This window comes from Variovorax sp. 05N34 (assembly GCF_056397405.1).
In genome coordinates this window covers 267,360-289,123 of the sequence record NZ_JBFTNI010000006.1, presented here as the reverse complement: position 1 = coordinate 289,123, position 21,764 = coordinate 267,360, and the positions used below count along the sequence as shown (strand labels likewise).

The window sequence follows — 21,764 nt, the reverse complement described above, 5'->3', positions numbered from 1 at the left end:
AGAACGACATGGGTGCATCCGACTTCTCCAACCTGCCGCACATCGGCGAGGCACTTCGGCGCAAGGAAGACTATCGCTTTCTGACCGGCGCCGGCCAATACACCGATGACGTGACCATGGCCAACCAGGCCCACGCCGTGTTCCTGCGTTCGCCGCATGCGCACGCGAAGATCACGTCCATCGACATCGATGCCGCTTCGAAGATGCCCGGTGTGGTCGGCATCTTCAGCGGCAAGGACATTGACGGAAAGATGGGCGGACTGCCCTGCGGTTGGCTCATCAACAACCCCGACGGCACGCCGATGAAGGAGCCACCGCATCCGATCCTCGCGATCGGCAAGGTGCGCTACGTCGGCGACCACGTTGCGATGATCGTGGCCGAGACGGTCGAGCAGGCCAAGAATGCCGCCGAGGCGATCGTGGTCGAGTACGAGGAGTTGCCGGCACTCGTGAGCGTGGGCGACGCCGCCAAAAAGCAGAGTGGCGTGACCATTCATGAACAGGCGCCCGACAACCAGTGCTACAAGTGGGCGATCGGTGACAAGGCGGGCGTCGACGCGGCATTTGCGAATGCAGCGCACGTCACCAAGCTTGATCTCATCAACAACCGGCTCGTGCCCAATCCGATCGAGCCGCGCGTCGCCATCGGCAATTACAGCCGCGCGAACGAGGAATACACGCTATACGTCTCCAACCAGAATCCACATGTCGAGCGGCTGCTGATGACGGCTTTCGTGCTGGGCTTGCCCGAGCACAAGGTGCGCGTGATTGCGCCGGACGTGGGCGGAGGCTTCGGCTCCAAGATCTATCTGTATGCCGAGGACGTGTGCCTCACCTGGGCCGCGAAGCAACTCAATCGCAGCATCAAGTGGACGGGTGAGCGTTCGGAATGCTTCCTGTCCGACGCGCATGGTCGCGACCATGTCAGCCACGCCGAAATGGCAATGGACGCGCAAGGCAAATTCCTGGCGATGCGGGTGCACACGGATGCCAACCTGGGTGCCTACCTGTCGACGTTCTCGACGGCCGTGCCCACCATCCTTTACGCGACGCTGCTCGCGGGCCAATACACGACGCCGCAGATTTACGTCGAAGTCGATGCGTGGTTCACCAACACGGCGCCGGTCGATGCCTATCGCGGAGCGGGCCGGCCCGAGGCCACCTACCTGCTCGAACGATTGGTGTCGCGCTGCGCCTGGGAAATGAACCTGGGACAGGACGAGATCCGCAAGCGCAACTTCATCACGAGCTTTCCCTACCAGACGCCAGTGGCGCTTCAGTACGACACGGGCGACTTCCATGCCTGCATGGACAAGGCGAAGACGCTGGCCGACGTCGCCGGTTTCGCGCAGCGCAAGTCCGCCAGCGAGGCGAAGGGCAAGCTGCGGGGCATCGGCTATTCAAGCTACATCGAAGCTTGCGGCATCGCGCCTTCGAACATCGCCGGTGCGCTCGGCGCACGCGCGGGGCTGTTCGAGTGTGGCGAGATCCGCGTGCATCCCACCGGCAGCGTGACGGTCTTCACCGGCTCGCACAGCCACGGGCAGGGCCATGAGACCACGTTCGCCCAGGTGGTCGCGGCTCGCCTGGGCATCGCGGTCGATGCGGTCGATGTGGTGCACGGCGACACGGGCCGCGTGCCCTTCGGCATGGGCACCTACGGCTCGCGCTCGATCTCGGTCGGCGGCGCCGCGATCATGAAGGCGCTCGACAAGATCGAAACCAAGGCCAAGAAGATCGCGGCGCACCTCATGGAAGCGAGCGACGCCGACATCGAGTTCGCCAACGGTGAGTTCACCGTCAAGGGCACCGACAAGAAGATCCCCTTCGGGCAAGTGGCGCTGACCGCCTACGTGCCGCACAACTATCCGCTGGACAAGCTCGAGCCCGGCCTCAACGAAACCGCGTTCTACGACCCGACCAACTTCACCTTCCCCGGAGGCACCTACATCTGCGAAGTCGAGATCGACAAGCAGACCGGCGAGGTCAAGGTCGACCGCTTCACGGCCGTGGACGATTTCGGCACCATCATCAATCCGATGATTGTCGAAGGGCAGGTGCTCGGCGGACTCGTACAGGGCATCGGGCAGGCGCTGATGGAAAACTGCGTCTACGACAACGAGACGGGCCAGTTGCTGACGGGCAGCTTCATGGACTACGCCATGCCCCGTGCGGAAGACTTTCCGACTTTCAAGCTCGACACCGTGTGCACGCCTTGCACGCACAACCCGTTGGGCACCAAAGGCTGCGGCGAGGCCGGCGCGATCGGCTCGCCACCGGCGGTGATCAATGCGGTGCTCGACGCGCTGGCGCCGCTCGGCGTCAAGGACTTCGACATGCCGGCTTCGCCCCATCGAGTCTGGGAAGCAATGCAGAAGGGCAGCGTGAGCCCGACCCAGCAGCCTCAGCAACCCTCGCTCGCCGCCAGCACGCAAGGCCGTCCGGCCCCCTGATCACAGAAGGAAAAAAACACCATGTATGCCTTCACACTCGAACGCCCCACGACTCTGGCGGATGCGGTCAAGCTCGCAGCCGCGGGTGCCAAGCCGCTGGCCGGCGGGCAGACTCTGCTTGCTTCGATGAAGCTGCGCCTTTCGGCGCCGGAGCAACTCGCCGACCTGAGCGGCGTCCAGGAACTCACCGGCATCAGCAAGGCTGGCGATGCCCTGGTGATCGGTGCGATGTCACGTCACCTGGATGTGGCGAACAACGCCGACGTCCGGGCTTCCTTCCCGGCGCTGGCTTGGCTGGCCGCGCACATCGGCGACCGGCAGGTGCGTGCCATGGGCACCATCGGCGGCTCGGTCGCCAACAACGATCCGGCCGCGTGTTATCCCGCGGCGGTGCTGGCGACGGGCGCCACTGTCGTCACCACGCAGCGCGAGATTGCGGCGGACGACTTCTTCCAGGGCCTCTTCACCACTGCACTGACGGACGGCGAGCTGATCAAGGCGATCCGTTTTCCGATCCCGAAGCGCGCGGCCTATGAAAAGATCCGCCAGAAGGCATCGAACTTCCCGCTCGTCGGCATCTTCGTCGCGCAGTACGACGCCGGCGTGCGCGTCGCGGTGACCGGTGCCGGCAACGGCGTGTTCCGCCACACGGGGCTCGAGCAGGCTCTGACCAAGAGCTTCACGCCGGAAGCCGCAGCCGGCGTGAAGATCGACGCGAGCGATCTCAACAGCGATCTGCACGCTTCGGCCGCCTACCGCGCGAATCTCATTGGTGTTCTCACGCAGCGAGCAGTCGCGAAGGCGCTCGGATAAGCTTTCGCGATGACCGACATCACGCCTGCAGCGACCGCACCCTTCTCCACCATTGACGCGGTCGTGCAGGCGCTCCAGGGCGCCGGGTACTACGCTGACAGGCGTCTTGCGACGGCGGTGTTCCTGGCGCTGCGGCTGCAGCGACCGCTTCTGCTGGAAGGCGAGCCCGGCGTGGGCAAGACCGAACTGGCGAAGGCCTTGTCGACCGCGCTGCAGCGCGAACTGCTGCGCCTGCAGTGCTATGACGGGCTCGAGCAGCGCGAGGCGCTCTACGAATGGAACTACGCGGCGCAACTGCTGCACATGCGTGCGGCGGAAGCGCAAGGTATCTCGACCGATGTCGAATCCGAGGTCTACCAGCCGCGCTATCTCATCCGACGGCCACTGCTGCAGGCGCTGCAGGCGCCCGCACCCGGAGCGGTCCTGCTCGTGGACGAGGTCGATCGCGCGGACGAGCCCTTTGAGGCCTTTCTGCTCGAATATCTGGGCGAGTATCAGGTCAGCATTCCCGAACTCGGAACCGTGCGAGCCCTGGTTTCGCCGGTCACCATCCTGACCAGCAACCGCACGCGCGAGCTCAACGATGCGGTCAAGCGGCGCTGCCTCTATCACTGGCTCGACTATCCCGAGCGAGAGCGTGAGCTGGCAATCGTGCGGGCTCAGGTGCCGCAGGCCAGCAGCGTGCTTTCAGAGCAGGTGGCCGCCTTCGTCGGCCGCTTGCGCAGTGCGCCGTTCGCGAGCGCATTCCAGCGTGGTCCCGGCATCGCCGAAAGCGTTGAGTGGGCCAAGGCGCTCGTCGCGCTGGACACCATCGAACTCGATCCCGAGATCGTCGTCGACACGGCGGGCATCCTCTTCAAGCAGCGTGACGACGTGGCGGCGCTGACGCATGAATTGGCATCGGACCTTCTCAAGCCCCAGGAGGAGGCGGCACCTTGACCGACGGTGTGGTTCACCAGCTCGGCGATGCTCGAAAGGGCAAGCTTGCAGGCAACATGCTGGGCTTTGGCCGGGCATTGCGGCGCGCTGGCGTGCGCACTGATTCGATGCGCATCGCGCTCGCCGCCGAAGCGGCCACGCTCGTCGGTGTGGAAAGCCGCTTCGATCTTGCTGCCGCGATCGAATCCGTGATGATCAGCCGTGAGGAAGATCGGCTGGTGTTCCGCGAGCTGTTCGACGCGTGGTTTCGCGATCCCGAACTGGCCAACAAGCTGCTGGCCCAGATGCTGCCGACCGCGGAAGGCAAGGCGGAGCCTTCGAAGCGCCGCCCGCGCGTTCGCGAGGCGCTCGCCGCGCCGCGCGATACCGTGCGTCCTGTGCAGAACGATCGCGAGGTTGATTTCGACGCGGCGATGACGGCGAGCGATCGATCGCGCGTCCACCATGCCGACTTCAACGCACTCGGCGCTGCGGAGTACCGGCTGGTGGAGCGCCTGGCGCGCGACGTTGCCCTGCCGATTCCGACGCTGCCCGCCCGTCGCTTGCGCGCTACCGGCGATGCAGGCGCCCATTCGCGCATGCATTGGCCTGGCGTGCTGCACGAGGCTGCGCGCACCGGCGGAGAAATCCTTCGACTGCCGAGATGGGCGCGGCGCAAGCAGCCGTTGCCGTTGCTGGTCCTGGTGGATGTGTCGGGCTCGATGGAGCGCTACGCCAGATTGCTCCTCGCCTTTCTCCACGCTGCGACCCGGCGTTCGGGACGGCGCGATGTCTTCGCTTTCGGCACCCACCTGACCGACCTGACGCCGGCCTTCCGCATTGCCGATACCGATTCGATGCTCGCGGCAGCGAGCGACGCCATCGACGACTTCGCGGGCGGCACGCGCCTGGGTGAATCGCTTGCAGAACTGCGGCGCCGGCACGCGCGCCGGCTGACCGGACGTCGCACGCTGGTGCTCGTGATCAGCGACGGCCTGGACACCGGCGAGCCCGAGACGCTGGAGAGCGAACTGCTCTGGCTCAAGCGCCATTCGCGGCGCGTGCTGTGGCTGAACCCGCTGATGCGCTATGAGGGCTACGCTCCCCTTGCGCGCGGTGCGGCCATGTTGCATCGCCATGCGGACGCAATGCTCGCGGTCCACAATCTCAGTGCCCTCGAACAACTGGCGACGAGCCTCGCCGCTCTCATGCGGTCCGGCCGGTAACAGTCGCCACCGCCCCGCTTCTAACTCTAAGGAAGAACCACCATGGAAATGCTCGGCAACCGCAAGCTCGGCATCACGCAGCAACAAGCCTGGGAGGCGCTCAACGATCCCGAGACGCTGAGGAAATGCATCCCCGGCTGCGACAAGTTCGAGCTGACCGGCGACAACCAATACAGCGTTTCGTTGGCCGTCAAGGTGGGTCCGGTGTCGGCCAAGTTCAACGGCAAGGTCACGCTGGCCGACATCACCCCGCCGGACAGCTACAAGCTTTCTTTTGAAGGGCAGGGCGGCGTAGCCGGTTTCGCCAAAGGATCGTCGAGCGTTTCGCTCAGGCCCGTCGCCGACAACGGCGAAGGCTGCGAACTCGACTACACGGTGCAAGCGCAGGTGGGCGGCAAGATCGCGCAACTGGGCCAGCGCCTGATCGACGGTGCCGCCAAGTCGACCGCCGACGATTTCTTCAAGCGCTTCGAGGCTGAGATGCAAAGCCGTTATGGCCCACCTCCTGAAGCTGTGGCGGCGGACGCACCCCCGGCAGAAGAAAAGAAGGGCGCGATGGCCGGATTCATGCAGAAGCTTGGCTTCGGCAAGAAGTCAGATGGAGACGCCGACACAGAAGAAAAGCCGGCCGACTGAGGCGGTCCGGAAAGCGAGACACGAAGATGGAAAACCTGGATGTCATGGTGCTGCGCGCGCTGCGCGACTGGCGCTTGGCCGGCCGCCGCGCAATGCTTTCGACGGTGGTCCGCACGTGGGGCTCCTCGCCTCGCCCGATCGGATCGATCATGGCGCTTGCCGAAGATGGTGCGGTCGTGGGATCGGTATCGGGCGGTTGCATCGAAGACGATTTGATCGCGCGCTACAGCCGCGCGCATGGGGACGGCGTCATGCCCACGGGCGCGCCGGCGCTGGTCAAGTACGGCATCACCGCCGACGAAGCGCATCGTTTCGGCTTGCCTTGTGGCGGCACGCTGGAACTGCTGCTCGAATACGACCCGGACCCCGGCTCGCTCCAAACGCTCGTGGCCTCGCTTGAAGAGGGCCGCCTGATGCAGCGCACCGTGCGGCTCGCCGACGGCTCGGTCAAGCTGGCAGAAGCCGAATCGCCGGCGGAGCTTTCGGTCGACGACACGGAACTGGTCAATACCTTCGGCCCCGAATACCGCATGCTGCTGATTGGCGCCGGTCAACTCGCCGAATACCTCGCGACCATGGCGAAGTTCTGCGGCTTCGCGGTCACGCTGTGCGACCCCCGCACTGAATACCGGACCGGCTGGACTTTGCCCGGCGTGACGATCACGACCGAAATGCCGGACGATGCGGTGACCGCCTTCAAACCCGATCGCCGCACCTGTGTCGTCGCACTCACGCACGACCCCAAGCTGGACGACTTGGCGCTGCTCGAGGCTCTGCAGAGCGAAGCGTTCTACGTCGGCGCGATCGGCTCGCGCCGCAATGCCGAAGCGCGCAGAGATCGCATGATCGAGCACTTCGACCAGACGGCCGAATCGCTGGCGCGGCTGCGCGGCCCGATCGGCATCTACATCGGCAGCAAGACGCCTCCCGAGATTGCGGTCAGCGTGATGGCGGAAATCCTGGCGGTGAAGAATGCGGTGTCGTTGCCGCGCGAAGCGGCGGTCGCCGTGGCGAAGGCCGCGGCCGAATAGATCGAAGAGGCCGCTTCAGCGCTTGGTGTGTTCGAAGAGGCCGGCCAGGAAGGTTGTGTTCCGCCCCATGGCCTTGCGCATTTCGCGCGATTCCCTGGCTTCCACCTTGTCAGTGGAGAACGCCAGGAACGCGCCGATGAGCGCAATGCAAACCGCAAGAGCGATCAGCAGTCCCGCCCATGAGCCGAAATAGAAAGCGGCGGCAATGAGTCCGATGTTTGCAATGATGACAAGAGCACGCATGGCTGTGCAGCCTATCAGAGATTCAGAAATTTTCCGGTGGCAAGGGGCGAAGATCACCTCAGGGCAAACACCGGCTGTACAGGCATCGCCCTAAGATCCGCTTCATGCCAGCCTATCCGTCACGTGTGAAATCGAACGACGCTCGGGCCTGCTGGATCGAAGCGCCGGGTCGCGCCGGTATTCGAGCCACCTCGTGTGACGCGGCGGGCGTCGACGAGGTGCGCATTCGCGCATTGCACAGCGGCATCAGTCGCGGCACCGAGATGCTGGTGTTTCGCGGCGAGGTGCCTGAGTCCGAGTTCGACCGGATGCGCGCTCCGTTCCAGGAGGGCGACTTTCCGGCGCCGGTGAAGTACGGCTACGCCAGCGTTGGCATCGTGGAGGACGGCCCCGACGCGTTGCAGGGTCGAAATGTCTTTTGCCTCTATCCGCATCAGACTCATTACGTGGTGCCAGCCGAGGCCGTTCATCCGCTTCCGCATGACGTGCCTCCCGGCCGAGCGGTGCTCGCCGCATGCATGGAAACCGCGGTCAATGCGCTGTGGGACGCTGCCCCGCGCGTCGGCGACCGCATTGCCGTCGTCGGTGGAGGTGTGGTCGGCCTGCTCGTCGCGTGGCTTGCGGGCCGGATGCCCGGCTGCACGGTGGAACTGATCGACACACTGCTATCGCGCCGCCCCATCGCCGAAGCGCTCGGTCTCGCGTTTGCGAGTCCCACCGACGCAACACCCGATGCAGACCTCGTCGTCCATGCGAGCGGTCGCGCGCAAGGTTTGGTGACCGCCTTGCGCTTGGCGGCATTCGAAGCGACCGTCGTCGAACTGAGCTGGTATGGGCGGCGTGAAGTCGCGCTTCCGCTCGGTGAGGGATTCCATTCGCGGCGCCTGGTTCTCAAGAGTTCGCAGGTGGGGCATGTGGCGCCGGCGCAGCGGGCACGCTGGAGCCACAAGCGGCGGCTCGCATTGGCGTTGTCGCTCTTGCGCGAACCGGCTTTGGATGCACTCATCACCGACACTGCCGCGTTCGACGAACTGCCCGCAGTGCTGGCCCGCTTGGCGGCCGGCGCGCCGGACACCCTGTGCCAGCGCATTGACTACGCCTGAAACTTCGCACTACCTGGAGGCCTGCATGTACAGCGTCAACGTCCGAGATCACTTCATGATTGCCCACAGCTTCCGCGGCGATGTATTCGGGCCCGCGCAACGGCTGCACGGGGCGACCTATGTCGTCGATCTCGAACTGCACCGCGCCGAACTGGATGCGGACGGCGTGGTGGTCGATATCGCCCTGGCAACGGAGGTGCTGCGCGCGGTGGTGAGTGAGCTCAATCTGCGCAATCTCGACGACGATCCGGCCTTCGAGGGCCTGAACACGACCACGGAATTCATGGCCCGCGTGATCTTCGATCGCGTTGCGGCGCGCATCGAAAAGGGCGAACTGGGGCCTCACGCCAGCGGCTTGTCGTCACTGCGAGTGAAGCTGCATGAATCACACGTCGCATGGGCGGCCTATGAGGGCGCGCTGCCAGCGCACTCGCGTTGAGCACCCATTGCAGCTTTCTGGTGCCGGGCGATCTTGGCACTCGCACCGGCGGCTATATCTATGACCGCCGAATCGTCGATGGTTTGCGTGCCGAAGGATGGAAGGTCGACGTTGTGTCGCTCGGCGAAAGATGGCCTACGCCCGGCGCCGAAGCGCTGGCCTTGGCACGGCGCAGGGTCGAGGCGTTGCCGGACGACACCTTGGCTGTGGTGGATGGCTTGGCTTTCGGTGCCATGCCCGACCTGGCGGCCGAGCATGCGCAGCGCATTCGATGGATCGCGCTGGTGCATCACCCCTTGGCGTTGGAGACGGGCCTGTCTGACGAGATGCGGCGCGCGGTGTTCGAAAGCGAGCGCAAGGCGTTGGCAATGGCCCGAGGCGTGATCGTCACCAGTCCCTCGACCGGACGCGCGCTCGAAGTCTATGGAGTCTCATCGCCCCGCATCGCGGTGGTCGAGCCCGGGACCGATCCGGCCGCGATGGCCACCGGCTCCGGCTCCGGCTCCGGCTCCGAAGCATTGAACCTTCTTTGCGTCGCGACCGTGACGCCGCGCAAGGGCCACCGTCTTTTGATCGAAGCGCTCGCAGGGTTGATGGATCGGCGCTGGTCGCTGAATTGCGTCGGCAGCCTGACCATGGACCCGGAATGCGCCACTGCGCTTTCGTCCGCCATCCAAAACCATGGAATGGGCGAGCGCGTCATTCTCCATGGCGAGAAGGACGAGAACGGCCTGAATGCGCTGTACGAATCCGCAGACGTATTTGTACTGCCGTCGTTCCACGAAGGCTACGGCATGGCGCTGGCCGAGGCGCTTGCACGGGGACTACCGGTGATCAGTTCGCGGGCCGGCGCCATTCCCGACACAGTGCCCTCTGAAGCGGGTGTCCTGATACGGCCCGGAGACGGCGGTGAATTGCGAGAGGCCTTGCGGCGCCTGATGGATGACGCTGACTGGCGGGCCGGATTGGCTGAGGGCGCCCGCGCTGCCGGCCGCCTGCTGCCCAGTTGGCGGCAAAGCGCCGTTCGATTTGCAGCAGCGCTCGCGCGCTTTCAGTCGGCGGCCCACGAATGACCGGCTTCAGCGCCGATTGGCTCGCCATGCGCGAACCCTTCGATCATGCGGCGCGTCGGGCCGCGGCGGCTTCTTTCGACTTGCCGGCACTCGCAAGCCGTCTGCGTGCTGACAGTCCGGCACTCACGGTCGTGGACCTGGCTTGCGGCACCGGCGCCAATTTCCGCGAACTCGCACCGCGATTACGCGGTTCGCAGCGCTGGCTGCTCGTAGACCACGATCCACTGCTGTTGAGCATGCTGCCTGGCGTATTGGGTGCGTGGGCGCGGGTGCATGGCTTCGGGATTGAAGCAACGGGGGGCGGCCTGTGCATCGAGGGGGTCGACTGGTCGGCAGAGGTGCAACCCTTGCGCATCGATCTCGCGGGTGCGTTGGACGCCGTCCCTTTTGCGAAGGCCCATCTCGTCACCGCTTCAGCGCTACTCGATCTCGTGTCGATCGAATGGCTTGATGCATTGATAGGACATCTGAAATCGGCGAACGCGGCGGCTTTGTTCGCCCTGACTGTGGATGGGCGCGTGGCGTGGGACCCCGGCATCGAAGGGGACGAAGAGGTGCATGGGTTTTTCATGTCGCATCAGCGCGGAGCCAAGGGCTTCGGCCCTGCAATGGGTGCCGAAGCCGCGCGGCTGTCTGCGGAGCGCTTCACCGCCGCCGGTTTCAATGTCGCTCAAAGAACATCGGACTGGTGCATCGAGGGAGCCAACGGCGAGGCTGCGGCAATGGTCACTGCCATGGTGGACGGAATGAATGATGCCGCAATCGAGCAGGCGCCTGCGGCCCACGCGCTGGTCAGCAAATGGAGGGCGCAGCGGATGCGCCTGACAGGTCGCAGCCGCCTGACCGTGGGCCACCTGGACCTTCTTGCCATTCCGTGAACTTATATTCAGAAATTCTGATTAGTCGCAATAGCGTTTGATTTACTCGAGCAGCTCAATTCCTCGCCCTTGAGAAATATCTGATTTCCGCCGCGATCACGTGATTGGGCGCAGTGCCGCTCATAGAATCCTTTTTGCTGTCACAGCAAGAGGTATTCAATAGAGTCGCCGGATCGGGAGAAATCGCAAAGATATTGCATCCGCGACTGCAAAAAACTATTGAATTGCATTGCGAGCCACTCGGCTCGGTTGCCAATGCTGCCGGTCGTGCGTCTGCGGAGCGAGGAATTCCGCAGACGCATTCCGACGATCGGATAAACAATTCCAGCCATTGGGCCAATCTGTCCTCCGAAATTGCAGATTTCAATTCCCCAAGCCGGAGAGATCTACAGGTCTACTTCTGAGCTGCGCGTAAATTCAAATCCCAAAGCACATCGTCACCCATGCGAAACACGCGACTGGGCGGCCTTGGACAATCGCGCATCGCCGTGCTGGGCGGAAGCCTTAGACCGGGTCGCCCCGTGCCGATGAGCACGGGAGCAACGCTCAGGTGGAGCCGGTCCATGCAGCCCTGCGCAACAAAGCGCGAAACCGTGACGCCGCCGCCTTCGACAAACAAGACCCTGAGCCCTCGCTCGGCAAGCCCGTTCAGCAGGGCCTTCAGGTTCACGCCTCCTGAGCTGTCGACCAGATTTTCCAAGGCGAGTACCTGATCGGCACCGACGCGTTCCACGGCTTCGGCAACGCGCCGGGCATCGCATGCGAGCAGGGTCGGCGCCTGTGCGTCGGTCAGCGCTCGCAGCGTGGGCGGAAGACGCAGAGTCGGGTCGAGCAGCACACGCACGGGGTGCTGGCCGGCTACCAGGCGTGTCGTGAGCTGCGGGTTGTCGGTGGCGGCCGTGCCTGCGCCGACGATGACGGCGTCGCACAGCGCGCGCAGCCGATGCAGGTGCGTCAGGACTTCCGGGCCATTCACGTAGTTGGAATCACCGTTGTGCGTGGCGACATACCCGTCAAGACTCTGGCCCAACTGCCCGATCACCCAGGGGACGCCTCCATGGGGGCGGTCGAGCATCGGCTTGAACAGCTCGAACAATTCGATCGCGTCCTCATGCCACAGGCCACGCAACCTGAAGCCTCGCGATGCATCCCAGGCAAATGGGACGTCCAAGTCAGCCGGTTTTGTCCCATCGCGGCGGCGTGCCGCCACTTCGACGCAGAGAGGCCAAAGCGCATCCACGCCGGGGACGGAGGAAGTTGACTCGGGGCGTCGGCTCACTGGGCTACTTTCCGGCGTGAGCGATGTCTTCGTGGGTCATCAGGTTGGTTTGATGGCGAGGCTAAAGTGTCGGGTCGGATCCGTCTTTCTCGGATCGTTGACAGCACGGAAATCATCCATGAATTCGAACATCGTCATCATCGGCGGCGGTCACGCGGCTGCGCAACTTTGTGCCGGTCTGGTGGAGGCGGGGCAAGGAGCGCGAGTGCATCTGGTCTGCGAGGAGGCGGCGATCCCCTATCACCGGCCGCCGCTTTCGAAAACCTTCCTGAAAAGCCCCGAAGAGGCCCCCCAGTTGCATCGCGCCCAGGCATGGTACGGCGAATCGGGCATCACGCTGCATCTCGGCGATGCGGCATTGGCCATCGATCGCGCAGCACGCACCGTCACCATGCGCTCGGGCGCCGTGCTTGAATGGGGGCGCCTGGTGCTCGCCACGGGTACGCGAGCGCGGCGATTGACTGCGTTGGACGGGCTGGACAACGTATTGCTTTTGCGAGCCGCCGACGATGCCGTTCAACTGCGTGCCAAATTGTCGGCTGCGCAGCACGTGACCGTGCTCGGCGGTGGCTTCATCGGCCTCGAAGTCGCAGCCACCGCGCTCGCGCTGGGCAAGCAGGTGGTGGTGCTGGAAAGCGCCGCGCGCCTCCTGAGCCGAGCAGTGTCGCCCGAGCTTTCTGCGCACGTCATGGCGACTCATCGCTCGGCCGGCATGGATATCCGCGTGGGCGTGCAGTCCGGCCAACCCTTCATCGCCGACAAACGCCTGACGGCCATCGAAGTCGACGGAAATCAAGCGCCGATCGATCTTTTGCTTCTCGGCATTGGCGCAGTGCCCGAAATGGCGCTGGCGCAAGCTGCGGGCCTCGAATGTGCCGACGGCATCGTTGTCGACGCCTATATGCAGACCAGCGATGAAGCCGTTCTGGCGGTGGGCGACTGCACGCGCTTTCCCGACCGGCGCACCGGCGCCGCACTGCGGCTCGAGTCCGTGCAGAACGCGAACGATCAAGCCCGCACGGCGGTGGCCACCCTCACGGGTGCCGCGCGCCCGCACGACGCCGTGCCGTGGTTCTGGTCCGACCAGGGCAGCCTCCGGCTCCAAATGGCCGGGCTGGTACCGCCGGAAAGGCAGCCGGGCGCAGCCACATACCGCCGCCCCGGCGCCAACACTGCTTCGTTTTCGTTGCTGCACTACGTCGATGCGCAACTGCGGTGTGTCGAGTCGGTGAACGCGCCGGTCGACCATTTGATGAGCAGGAAGTTGCTGGAGGCGGGGCGCAGTCCGGACCCGGCTGTTGCAAGTGATCCTGCAGTGCCGTTGAAGACGCTCCTGGCTTAGCCTGAAGCGTTCCCGGACTCTGAATGTGCCGCGACGTTCTTTCGGATTTCGGCGTCCATGATTCGCGTGCCAGCGGCCAGCGCGGCTTCGTAGGTGTCCGCCCCGTACTCGGCAGCTCGCAAAACTTTGTGCGGCGCGCCGGTGGCGTCGGTTTCGAGCAGCGTCCAGATATAAGACCCAGGCGCAGGCTCGTCGATAACGAGTTTGATGGGATTCTTCATGACTCAATGCTGGGCGTGCGCGGGCGGATTTTCTGTAGGCCAAAGCCTACCTTTCAGCCGCGAACGCGCTGGCCTGCGGCTGCGGACCACGAAGTAGCACCGCACCCAGCACCGCGGCGATCGCCGCGAAGAAAGCGCCAGCCAGAAAGGCTGCGTGATAGCCGCCCGTGAGTGCCGAAGGCATATCGAGTCCGAGCGCAACCAGTCTTTCGGTTCTTGCGGCGGCGACGCTTGCGAGCACCGCCAGGCCCAACGCACCGCCCATCATGAACGCCGTGTTGACGACGCCTGAAGCGAGACCCGATTCGCTTGGTGACACGTCGCCCATGGCCACGAGCAGCAGCGGATTCAGCGCCATGCCGGCGCCGAGCCCCAGCAGGATCATTCCGGGCAGGACGTCAGCGACGAAGCTCCCATCGACTGGCGCGCGAGCGAACAAGGCCAGTCCGGCCGAGGCGAGCAGCAGTCCGAAGGCCAGTGGGGCACGATTGCCGAACCGCATCACCAGCTTGGCCGAAAGCCCCAGAGAGAAGGCCGCCATGATCAGGTTGGCCGGAAGGAAGGCGAGACCCACCTGCATCGGGCTGCAACCAAGCACGAGTTGCAAGTACAGCGCCGAAATGAAGAACCACGCGAACATCGCGGCGGCCCAAAGCACCCCGATCACATTGGCGGTCGACACATTGCGAAGGCGGAAAAGGCGCAGAGGCATCAGCGCGTGCTGCACCCGGGACTCGATGACGAGAAAGATCGCAAGCAGCGCCGCCGCGATGCCCAGCAGAACAAGGGTCTGCGCCGAAGTCCAGCCGGCCTCGTTGCCATTCACGATCGCATAGACGGCCAGCATCAACGACGCCGTGATCGCGACCGCACCGCCGACGTCCAGCCGTTCGCCGGCGGCCTGCCCGGGCGAGTCTGGCAGGAGCATCAGGCACAGCGCGTACACGGCCACCCCGATCGGCAGGTTGACCAGGAAGATCCAGTGCCAGCTCAAAGCGCCCGTCAGCAAGCCGCCCAGCAGTACGCCGATGCTGCCGCCGCCGGCGCACACGAATCCGTACACGCCCATCGCCTTGGCACGCTCCGAGGGCTCGGTAAAGAGATTCATGATCAGCGAAAGCGCCACGGCGGAAACCACTGCGCCGCCAAGCCCTTGTACGGCCCGTGACGCCACGAGCAAGGACTGGGAATTCGAGAGGCCGCACGCCAATGAAGCAATGGTGAACAGCGTGATTCCGGCCAGGAACAGCCGCCGATGGCCGAAGAGATCGCCGAGGCGGCCGCCCAGCAGAAGGAATCCGCCGAAGGTGAGCATGTAGGCGTTCACGACCCAGACGAGGGCGGTTTCAGAAAAGCCCAAGTCCTCGCGGATCGAGGGCAGGGCGACGTTCACGATCGTGGTGTCCAGCACGATCATGAGAACGCCGAGGCAGAGCACCATCAGTGCGAGCCAGCGTTTGCGGTTGTCCATGGGGTGGGGTTTCGCGGCGTTTGTGTACAGCATCCACAAACCTTATCAGAGAGGTTGAGCAAGGTCCACATCTGCCGATCGCGAACATTGCACCCGACGGCACTCTGGGGCTTGTAAGTTTGTAGGTAACGGTAGTTAAAATGTATTACATGAACACCGACCGCGATAACTTCCACGACTGGCACCGAGACAAGCCCGATACCACGTCGTTTTCAGGTTTGCACCGCAGCGAAATGTCCGGCAATGGCGAGCCTGTGGTGCGGTGGGGCCGGCTGTTTTTCTTCGTGGCGGTCGGCATCGCGGCGGTCGTGGCTTTCAGATATCTGGTGCGGTAGGCCGCGGGCTTTTGCGGTGAGCGCAATCCGGTGGAGCCCGTGACGTAGGATCGCTCCTCAAAAGGAGACTCGATGAGCACAACATCCGGAGGCGAGCCTGGCGAACTGGACATCTGGGCCGGGGAGATAGCCGCGATCACTGCGGAAGGCAGCGGCCATGGCAGCCTGACCGAGCGGAGCATCGGGAGCCTTCTGCGCGTGATTCGAGAGCAACTCAATCTCGAGGTCGTCTTCGTGGGCCAGTTCGTCGACGGCAATCGCGTATTCCGTCAAATCTCCTCTAAGAGTATTGACGCGATCATTCGGCCGGGTGATTCGCACCCGCGCATTGAAAGCATCTGCCAACGAATCGTCGACGGGCGGATGCCATGTCTGATACCGGACGTGACGAGCGCGCGTGTCGCGAACGGTTTGCCGGACTACTACCATGGCATGGGCGCGCATATCGGTGTGCCGGTGCTGTTCTCCGACGGAACGCTGTATGGCGTGCTGTGCGGATTCAGCTTCGAGCCCCGCTCGGACCTGGGCGAACGCGACGTGAAGCGCCTGGAGATGGCTGCCAATGCCACAGCAAGGCTGTTGGCCCAGGCTGAAGGTATCGAGTAGCGCGGCAGCGAACTATTTGACGCGCTGCTTGCCGAGCTTGCGGGCCAGCGTTCGTCGGTGCATCCCCAACCTGCGCGCAGTCTCCGAGATGTTGAAACCCGTTTCGGCGAGCGTCTCGTGGATGCGCTCCCATTCCAGGGTCTTGATAGACGTCGAGCGGTTGGTGAGTTCGACTTCGACGTTGCCCTCGGCCCGCCCGAACGCCGCCTCGATGTCGTCGGTATTCGACGGCTTCGCCAGGTAATGGCAGGCACCGAGCTTGATCGCCTCGACGGCGGTCGCAATACTGGCAAAACCGGTGAGGACCACGATCAGCATGGAAGGGTCGTGCGTGTTCAGTGTCTGCACGCAGGTAAGGCCCGAGGCGTCGCCATTGAGCTTGAGATCGACGACGGCATAGCCGGGCGAGTGCTCACGCAGGAGCTCGGTCACCTGCTCGAGGTTCGCCGCGAGCATGACCGAATAGCCCCGGCGTTCGAACGAGCGGCCCAGCGTGCGCGCAAAGGCGGCATCGTCTTCCACGATCAAGAGCAGGCGTTCAGCTTCAGCTTCCATGTGGGTGGTCCTCTTTGCTCTGTTCGCTCTGGTCGCTCTCTTCGTCTTCTTCGAGAGTGATTGAAGCGAGCGGCAGCGTCAGCGTCACGACCGCACCGCCTTCGGGCCGGTTGCGTGCAGTGACGCTTCCGCCGAGCGTGCGCGCCACGTTGACCACCAGGAAGAGACCGAGTCCGCCGCCGGGCCGACCCTTGCTCGACTGATAGGGCTTGCCGAATTGAGCGAGCATCTCGGGCGCGAAGCCGGGGCCGACATCGATCACCGTCAGTGTCAACGCGTCGCCGTCATGCGCGGCGACGAGGCCGAGCCAGTGCGGCGAAGCCTCCAGGGCATTGTCCAGCACGTTGTAGATCATCTGCTTGAGTGCCGAATCCGAGACCATGGGCAGGTCGTGGCCGAACCGGTTTTCGTAAGCAAAGGAAGCGGCGGCGCGCGTCGTTCGCCATTCTTCGACGAGGTCGTCGAGAAAGGTGCTGACCGTCGTCTCTTCCGAATTTTCCCCGCGCGCCTCGCCGGCCGACAGCAGGATGCCCGTCAGGATGGTTTTACAGCGCTGGACCTGGGCCTGCATCTCAGTGACCTCATCGAGCAGTTCGGGATCGGAAGTGAAGTGCGGCAGTCGTCGCCAATCGCCCAGGATCACCGCCAGCGTGGCAAGCGGCGTGCCCAGTTCGTGCGCGGCACCCGACGCCAGCAGGCCCATGCGCACGATGTGCTCTTCCTCGGCGGCGCGTTGGCGCAGGTCTGCCAGCCGCGCGTCGCGTCCGCGCAAGATCCGGCTGATCCGGGTGATGAAGATCACCAGCAGCGCGGCTATGAGCGCAAAGCAGATCAACATCCCGATGACGAAGGGGCTGAACAAGCCTTGGCTGTAGGAGCGCGGAAGTGCGAGCGGCTCCGAAAAGAGTGCAAGACCGGCGAAGCAGGCGGTCGTGATGCCGACCATCGTCCAGGTCGACCACGCGTCGAGCAACACCGCGCCCAGGATCACCTGCAGCAAATAGAGGAAGACGAAGGGATTCGTCGCGCCGCCGCTGAGATACAGCTGGGCCGTCAACATGGCGACGTCCACCAGCAGCGCAACGAAAAGCTCTGTGTTGGTCACGTCCCTGTGGATGCGCCACCGCAGTTGGCTGGCAGCATTGAAGGCTGCAAGGCAGGCCAACACCGCCAGCATCTGGTCGAGCGGCAGGTGGATTTCGAACCCGAAATGCACGACCATGATGGTGGCCACCTGCCCGACCACCGCGATCCAGCGCAGCTGGATCAACTGCTGCATGTTCTTGAGCCCGGTCGCGTCCCCCGTGCGCCTGCCGTCAGTCATGGATGGCATCTTCGTTCGTTCGGGCCATCGGATTTCGCCGCAGGCGAAGTTCATCACGTCCCACGTACCAGGCGGCGCAGGCGATCATCAGGGCCAGGGCAAACCACGTGACTGCGTACGTCAGATGGCTGTTCGGGAATTCGATCACCGTCAGTCCGCCCACAGGCTGATTCCCATTGCCGGCCGATGCGGCACCGGCACGTTGAGCGGGTTCGGCATCCACGAAGTAGGGCGCCACGAGCGTCAGGCCGCGGGCGGTTGCGATGGCCTGGACGTCACGCGAATACCAGCGGTTTGCGGCGGGGTCGTTCTTGCGCATGAAGCTGCCGCCAGGTTCGGACATTCGCAGGAGGCCGACGACGGTCGTCTCGCCCGTTGGCTCGTTGGCACTGCGAGTGGCGCGATCGCGGCTTTCGGGCGGAACAAAGCCGCGATTGACCAGCAATACGCTGCCATCGGCGGCGCGCAGCGGCGTCAGTACCCAATAGCCGCCGCCGAGCGCTGTGGTCGCTTGAACCAATGTTTCCCGGTCGTGGAGAAATGTGCCCGTCGCCGTGACGCGCCGATATTCGTCGGCGGCTACATTCACCTGCGGCCATTCGTCCGGGCTGGGCGCAATAACGGCGGGTGCATGCACTCGCTGATCGACACGCTCGATAAGGTCGAGCTTCCAGGCCCGTCGCTCGAGTTGCCAGACCCCGAGCGCGACGAAGCCCGCGAACATCAGCGCTGCGCAGAGCGCGAGCGCAACCAGGACCGGCGCGGAACGGGGACCGCGCTCGTTCAAGGCATCTTGTGCATGTCGGTCATGCCCGGCATCATGTTGTGGTTGAGGTGGTACATCACCCACAACGACCCGCTCAGCGTAATCACGACCAGCACCACAGTGAAGATCAACGCCAGCATCGTCCAACCGTTCTCGGACTTCGCGTTCATGTGCAGGAAGTACACCATGTGCACCACGATCTGCACCGCGGCAAAACCGAGAATCACCAAGGCCGTGACACTGGACTTCTCGAAGACGTTGCCCATCACAAGCCAGAACGGAATTGCCGTCAGGATCACCGACAGCACGAAACCAGTCATGTAGCCCTTGAACGTCGAATGGGGCGCGCCATCGTCATGGCCGTGGTGATCGCCGTGATGGTCGTCATGGGCGGAGATTTCGTCATGCGCGCTCATGGCAGCACTCCCATCAGGTACACGAAGGTGAAGACGCCGATCCAGACGACGTCCAGAAAGTGCCAGAACATCGACAGGCACATCAGCCGGCGACGGTTCGCGGCGATGAAGCCGTGCTTGCCCACCTGCACCATGAGCGTGATGAGCCAGACGATGCCGAAGGTCACGTGCAGACCGTGCGTCGCCACCAGCGCGAAGAACGACGAAAGGAACGCGCTGCGCTGCGGACCGTTGCCTTCGTGGATCAGGTGCGCGAATTCGTAGAGCTCGATGCCGATAAAGCCGGCGCCGAGCAGGCCGGTCACCAGCAGCCAGATCATTGTGGCTTTCACGCGGCTGCGCTGCATCTCGATCATCGCGAACCCGTAGGTGATCGACGACAGCAGCAGCAAGGAGGTGTTCAGCGCCACCAGCGGCAGATCGAACAAGTCGGCGCCCGACGGGCCTGCCGCAAAGCTGCGGCCAAGGACGCCGTAGATCGCGAACAGGCACGCGAACACCAGGCAGTCGCTCATCAGGTAGAGCCAGAAGCCGAGCATCGTCCCGTTTTCGGGATGGTGTTCGTCGCGCAGGTAGAAGCGCGAACTCGGGTTGGCGCTCAGGGCGCCGGCAGGGGAGAGGGCAGTAACGTCAGACATGGGCGGCCAGGAGGCGAGTGCGATCGCCTTCGGTGCGGACGACTTCGTCCGCCGGGACGTGATAGTCGCGCTTGTAGTTGAAGGTATGGATGATCACTGCGGCAAGCATCGAGAAAAAGCCGATGCCCGCAACCAGCCACATTTGCCAGATGAGCGCGAAGCCGCAGACCGCCGCGAGCGCGGCGATGATGAAACCGGCGCCGGTGTTCTTCGGCATGTGGATGGGAATGAATCCCTCGAGCGGCCGGGTGTAGCCGTGCTTCTTCATGTCGTCCCAGGCGTCGTTTTCATGCACGCGGGGCGTGAACGCGAAGTTGTAGGCAGGCGGGGGCGACGAGGTCGACCATTCGAGCGTACGGCCATTCCACGGATCACCAGTGAAGTCGCGAAGCTGGTCCCGGCGAAGGTAGCTCACCACGAACTGGATGATCAGGCAGGCAATGCCCACTGCGATCAGCACGGCGCCCAGCGCGGCGATCTGGAACCAGATCTGCAGCGAAGGATCATCGAAATGGTTCAAGCGGCGCGTGACGCCCATCAAACCCAGGACATAGAGCGGCATGAAGGCGAGATAGAAGCCGACGACCCAGAACCAGAACGAGCACTTGCCCCAGAAGGGATCGAGCTTGTAGCCGAACGCCTTCGGGAACCAGTAGGTGATACCGGCCAGCATGCCGAACAGCACGCCACCGATGATCACGTTGTGGAAGTGCGCGATCAGGAAGAGGCTGTTGTGCAGCACGAAGTCAGCCGGAGGCACTGCAAGCAGCACGCCCGTCATGCCGCCGATGACGAAGGTGATCATGAAGGCGATCGTCCACATCATTGGCAGCTCGAAGCGAATGCGGCCCTTGTACATGGTGAACAGCCAATTGAAGATCTTCGCTCCGGTGGGGATCGAGATGATCATCGTCGTGATGCCGAAGAACGAGTTGACGCTCGCCCCGGAGCCCATCGTGAAGAAGTGGTGCAGCCAGACGAGGTACGAAAGAATCGTGATCACGAGCGTCGCGTAGACCATCGACGCATAACCGAAGAGTCGCTTGCCGCAGAACGTGGCGACGATCTCGGAGAAGATGCCGAACGCTGGAAGGATCAGGATGTAGACCTCTGGGTGGCCCCAGATCCAGATCAGGTTCACGTACATCATCGGGTTGCCGCCGAAGTCGTTCGTGAAGAAGTTCGTTCCGACGTAGCGGTCGAGCGACAGCAGCGCGAGCACGGCGGTCAGCACCGGGAAGGCAGCGACGATCAGGATGTTGGTGCAAAGGGCGGTCCAGGTGAAGATCGGCATCTTCATCAGCGTCATGCCCGGAGCGCGCATCTTCACGATGGTGGCGATCAGGTTGACCCCTGACAGCAAGGTACCGACCCCCGCGATCTGCAACGACCATATGTAGTAGTCGACGCCCACGTCGGGACTGAACTGCAGCCCCGACAGCGGCGGATACGCCAACCAGCCGGTGCGCGCGAATTCCCCGACGAACAGCGACGCCATGACGAGCGCCGCGCCGAAGGTGGTCATCCAAAAACTGAAGTTGTTCAGGAACGGAAAGGCCACGTCGCGCGCGCCGATCTGCAGCGGCACGATGTAGTTCATCATGCCGGTGACGAGCGGCATGGCGACGAAGAAGATCATGATCACGCCGTGGGCCGTGAAGATCTGGTCGTAGTGGTGCGGCGGCAGGAATCCGGCCTGGTCGCCGAATGCGACCGCCTGCTGGGCGCGCATCATGATCGCGTCGGCAAAACCGCGCAGCAGCATCACCAGGCCGAGAATGATGTACATGATGCCGATCCGCTTGTGGTCGATGCTGGTGAACCAGTCGCGCCACAACGGGCCCCAGAGACGGAAGTAGGTCAGCGCGCCGAGAATGGCCAGGCCGCCAATCGCAACACCGATGAACGTCGCAAGAAGAATCGGCTCGTGAAAGGGAATCGCGTCCCAGGTGAGGCGGCCGAAGATGAGCCTCGTCAAATCTAGATGTTCAGGCATCG

Annotated in this window: 23 protein-coding genes; 13 read left to right on the top strand and 10 right to left on the bottom strand. The window is 63.8% G+C overall.

Features of this window, described 5'->3' with window-relative positions; translation table 11 throughout:
* The first annotated feature begins 8 nt into the window (after positions 1 to 8).
* The 6 genes from AC1DMA_RS18365 to AC1DMA_RS18340 are packed head-to-tail and all read left to right on the top strand — an operon-like array spanning position 9 to position 7,077.
* Positions 9 to 2,453 carry a xanthine dehydrogenase family protein molybdopterin-binding subunit gene (locus tag AC1DMA_RS18365; protein WP_478145104.1) on the top strand — a complete coding sequence of 815 codons (2,445 nt, stop codon included), beginning with the start codon at positions 9 to 11 and terminating at the stop codon, positions 2,451 to 2,453.
* A gap of 21 nt (positions 2,454 to 2,474) precedes the next feature.
* Positions 2,475 to 3,266 carry an FAD binding domain-containing protein gene (locus AC1DMA_RS18360; protein ID WP_478125732.1) on the top strand — a complete coding sequence of 264 codons (792 nt, stop codon included), beginning with the start codon at positions 2,475 to 2,477 and terminating at the stop codon, positions 3,264 to 3,266.
* Positions 3,267 to 3,275: 9 nt separating this feature from the next.
* Positions 3,276 to 4,205, top strand: a complete 930-nt coding sequence (locus tag AC1DMA_RS18355) for an AAA family ATPase (protein ID WP_478125733.1) — start codon at positions 3,276 to 3,278, stop codon at positions 4,203 to 4,205.
* Between the two features lie 56 nt (positions 4,206 to 4,261).
* Positions 4,262 to 5,410 (top strand): vWA domain-containing protein, encoded by a 1,149-nt coding sequence (locus AC1DMA_RS18350; protein ID WP_478125853.1) that lies wholly within the window; start codon positions 4,262 to 4,264, stop codon positions 5,408 to 5,410.
* 42 nt (positions 5,411 to 5,452) lie between these two features.
* Positions 5,453 to 6,046: a CoxG family protein gene (locus tag AC1DMA_RS18345; protein ID WP_478145103.1), complete on the top strand. Its 594-nt coding sequence runs from the start codon at positions 5,453 to 5,455 to the stop codon at positions 6,044 to 6,046.
* 26 nt (positions 6,047 to 6,072) lie between these two features.
* Positions 6,073 to 7,077, top strand: a complete 1,005-nt coding sequence (locus AC1DMA_RS18340; protein ID WP_478125735.1) for an XdhC family protein — start codon at positions 6,073 to 6,075, stop codon at positions 7,075 to 7,077.
* A gap of 15 nt (positions 7,078 to 7,092) precedes the next feature.
* Here AC1DMA_RS18340 and AC1DMA_RS18335 read toward each other — a convergent pair whose 3' ends face one another.
* The gene (locus AC1DMA_RS18335; RefSeq protein WP_478125736.1) at positions 7,093 to 7,320 is read right to left on the bottom strand and encodes a hypothetical protein; all 228 of its coding nucleotides are present in this window, start codon (positions 7,318 to 7,320) and stop codon (positions 7,093 to 7,095) included.
* 104 nt (positions 7,321 to 7,424) lie between these two features.
* On the opposite strand from AC1DMA_RS18335, the gene AC1DMA_RS18330 reads away from it, so the two are divergent.
* Genes AC1DMA_RS18330 through AC1DMA_RS18315 form a run of 4 tightly spaced genes read left to right on the top strand, consistent with a single transcriptional unit; the run spans position 7,425 to position 10,813 of the window.
* The gene (locus AC1DMA_RS18330) at positions 7,425 to 8,423 is read left to right on the top strand and encodes a zinc-dependent alcohol dehydrogenase (RefSeq protein WP_478145102.1); all 999 of its coding nucleotides are present in this window, start codon (positions 7,425 to 7,427) and stop codon (positions 8,421 to 8,423) included.
* 25 nt (positions 8,424 to 8,448) lie between these two features.
* Positions 8,449 to 8,862, top strand: a complete 414-nt coding sequence (locus AC1DMA_RS18325) for a 6-pyruvoyl trahydropterin synthase family protein (protein ID WP_478125738.1) — start codon at positions 8,449 to 8,451, stop codon at positions 8,860 to 8,862.
* Positions 8,863 to 8,882: 20 nt separating this feature from the next.
* Positions 8,883 to 9,935 (top strand): glycosyltransferase family 4 protein, encoded by a 1,053-nt coding sequence (locus AC1DMA_RS18320; RefSeq protein ID WP_478145101.1) that lies wholly within the window; start codon positions 8,883 to 8,885, stop codon positions 9,933 to 9,935.
* Positions 9,932 to 10,813, top strand: a complete 882-nt coding sequence (locus tag AC1DMA_RS18315; RefSeq protein WP_478145100.1) for a hypothetical protein — start codon at positions 9,932 to 9,934, stop codon at positions 10,811 to 10,813. The genes AC1DMA_RS18320 and AC1DMA_RS18315 overlap by 4 nt, the downstream gene beginning before the upstream one ends.
* 394 nt (positions 10,814 to 11,207) lie before the next feature.
* Here the strand turns inward: AC1DMA_RS18315 and AC1DMA_RS18310 are convergent, their stop codons facing one another.
* On the bottom strand, positions 11,208 to 11,984 hold the full coding sequence (locus AC1DMA_RS18310) for a RibD family protein (protein ID WP_478145099.1): 777 nt from the start codon (positions 11,982 to 11,984) through the stop codon (positions 11,208 to 11,210).
* A gap of 226 nt (positions 11,985 to 12,210) precedes the next feature.
* Here AC1DMA_RS18310 and AC1DMA_RS18305 point away from each other — a divergent pair, with 226 nt between their 5' ends.
* Positions 12,211 to 13,434 (top strand): NAD(P)/FAD-dependent oxidoreductase, encoded by a 1,224-nt coding sequence (locus tag AC1DMA_RS18305; RefSeq protein WP_478145098.1) that lies wholly within the window; start codon positions 12,211 to 12,213, stop codon positions 13,432 to 13,434.
* Here AC1DMA_RS18305 and AC1DMA_RS18300 read toward each other — a convergent pair.
* Together AC1DMA_RS18300 and AC1DMA_RS18295 are read right to left on the bottom strand one after the other, a co-directional pair.
* On the bottom strand, positions 13,431 to 13,655 hold the full coding sequence (locus tag AC1DMA_RS18300; protein WP_478125743.1) for a hypothetical protein: 225 nt from the start codon (positions 13,653 to 13,655) through the stop codon (positions 13,431 to 13,433). The two genes, AC1DMA_RS18305 and AC1DMA_RS18300, sit on opposite strands and share 4 nt — an antisense overlap.
* A 46-nt stretch (positions 13,656 to 13,701) precedes the next feature.
* On the bottom strand, positions 13,702 to 15,126 hold the full coding sequence (locus tag AC1DMA_RS18295) for a DHA2 family efflux MFS transporter permease subunit (protein WP_478145097.1): 1,425 nt from the start codon (positions 15,124 to 15,126) through the stop codon (positions 13,702 to 13,704).
* 149 nt (positions 15,127 to 15,275) lie between these two features.
* Between AC1DMA_RS18295 and AC1DMA_RS18290 the strand changes: the two genes are divergently transcribed.
* Together AC1DMA_RS18290 and AC1DMA_RS18285 are read left to right on the top strand one after the other, a co-directional pair.
* Positions 15,276 to 15,461, top strand: coding sequence for a hypothetical protein (locus tag AC1DMA_RS18290; RefSeq protein ID WP_478125745.1), 186 nt, complete (start codon positions 15,276 to 15,278; stop codon positions 15,459 to 15,461).
* Positions 15,462 to 15,533: 72 nt separating this feature from the next.
* Positions 15,534 to 16,067 (top strand): GAF domain-containing protein, encoded by a 534-nt coding sequence (locus AC1DMA_RS18285; protein ID WP_478145096.1) that lies wholly within the window; start codon positions 15,534 to 15,536, stop codon positions 16,065 to 16,067.
* A 12-nt stretch (positions 16,068 to 16,079) separates the two neighbouring features.
* Here AC1DMA_RS18285 and AC1DMA_RS18280 read toward each other — a convergent pair whose 3' ends face one another.
* From AC1DMA_RS18280 to cyoB, 6 genes are read right to left on the bottom strand one after another with little or no spacing between them, the layout of a single operon-like run.
* A complete protein-coding gene (locus AC1DMA_RS18280) occupies positions 16,080 to 16,622 on the bottom strand; it encodes a response regulator transcription factor (RefSeq protein ID WP_478125747.1) in 543 nt (180 codons plus the stop codon).
* The gene (locus AC1DMA_RS18275; protein ID WP_478145095.1) at positions 16,612 to 17,955 is read right to left on the bottom strand and encodes an ATP-binding protein; all 1,344 of its coding nucleotides are present in this window, start codon (positions 17,953 to 17,955) and stop codon (positions 16,612 to 16,614) included. The genes AC1DMA_RS18280 and AC1DMA_RS18275 overlap by 11 nt, the downstream gene beginning before the upstream one ends.
* Entirely contained in the window at positions 17,939 to 18,733 is a 795-nt protein-coding gene (locus AC1DMA_RS18270) for an SURF1 family protein (protein ID WP_478145094.1), read from the bottom strand. Before AC1DMA_RS18270 ends, AC1DMA_RS18275 begins: the two co-directional genes overlap by 17 nt.
* Positions 18,730 to 19,128 carry a cytochrome o ubiquinol oxidase subunit IV gene (gene cyoD, locus AC1DMA_RS18265; protein ID WP_478125750.1) on the bottom strand — a complete coding sequence of 133 codons (399 nt, stop codon included), beginning with the start codon at positions 19,126 to 19,128 and terminating at the stop codon, positions 18,730 to 18,732. The genes AC1DMA_RS18270 and cyoD overlap by 4 nt, the downstream gene beginning before the upstream one ends.
* Complete coding sequence (gene cyoC / locus AC1DMA_RS18260) at positions 19,125 to 19,766, bottom strand: cytochrome o ubiquinol oxidase subunit III (protein WP_478125751.1); 642 nt, start codon at positions 19,764 to 19,766, stop codon at positions 19,125 to 19,127. Before cyoC ends, cyoD begins: the two co-directional genes overlap by 4 nt.
* Positions 19,759 to 21,762, bottom strand: a complete 2,004-nt coding sequence (cyoB, locus tag AC1DMA_RS18255) for a cytochrome o ubiquinol oxidase subunit I (protein WP_478125752.1) — start codon at positions 21,760 to 21,762, stop codon at positions 19,759 to 19,761. Before cyoB ends, cyoC begins: the two co-directional genes overlap by 8 nt.
* Positions 21,763 to 21,764 lie beyond the last annotated feature (2 nt).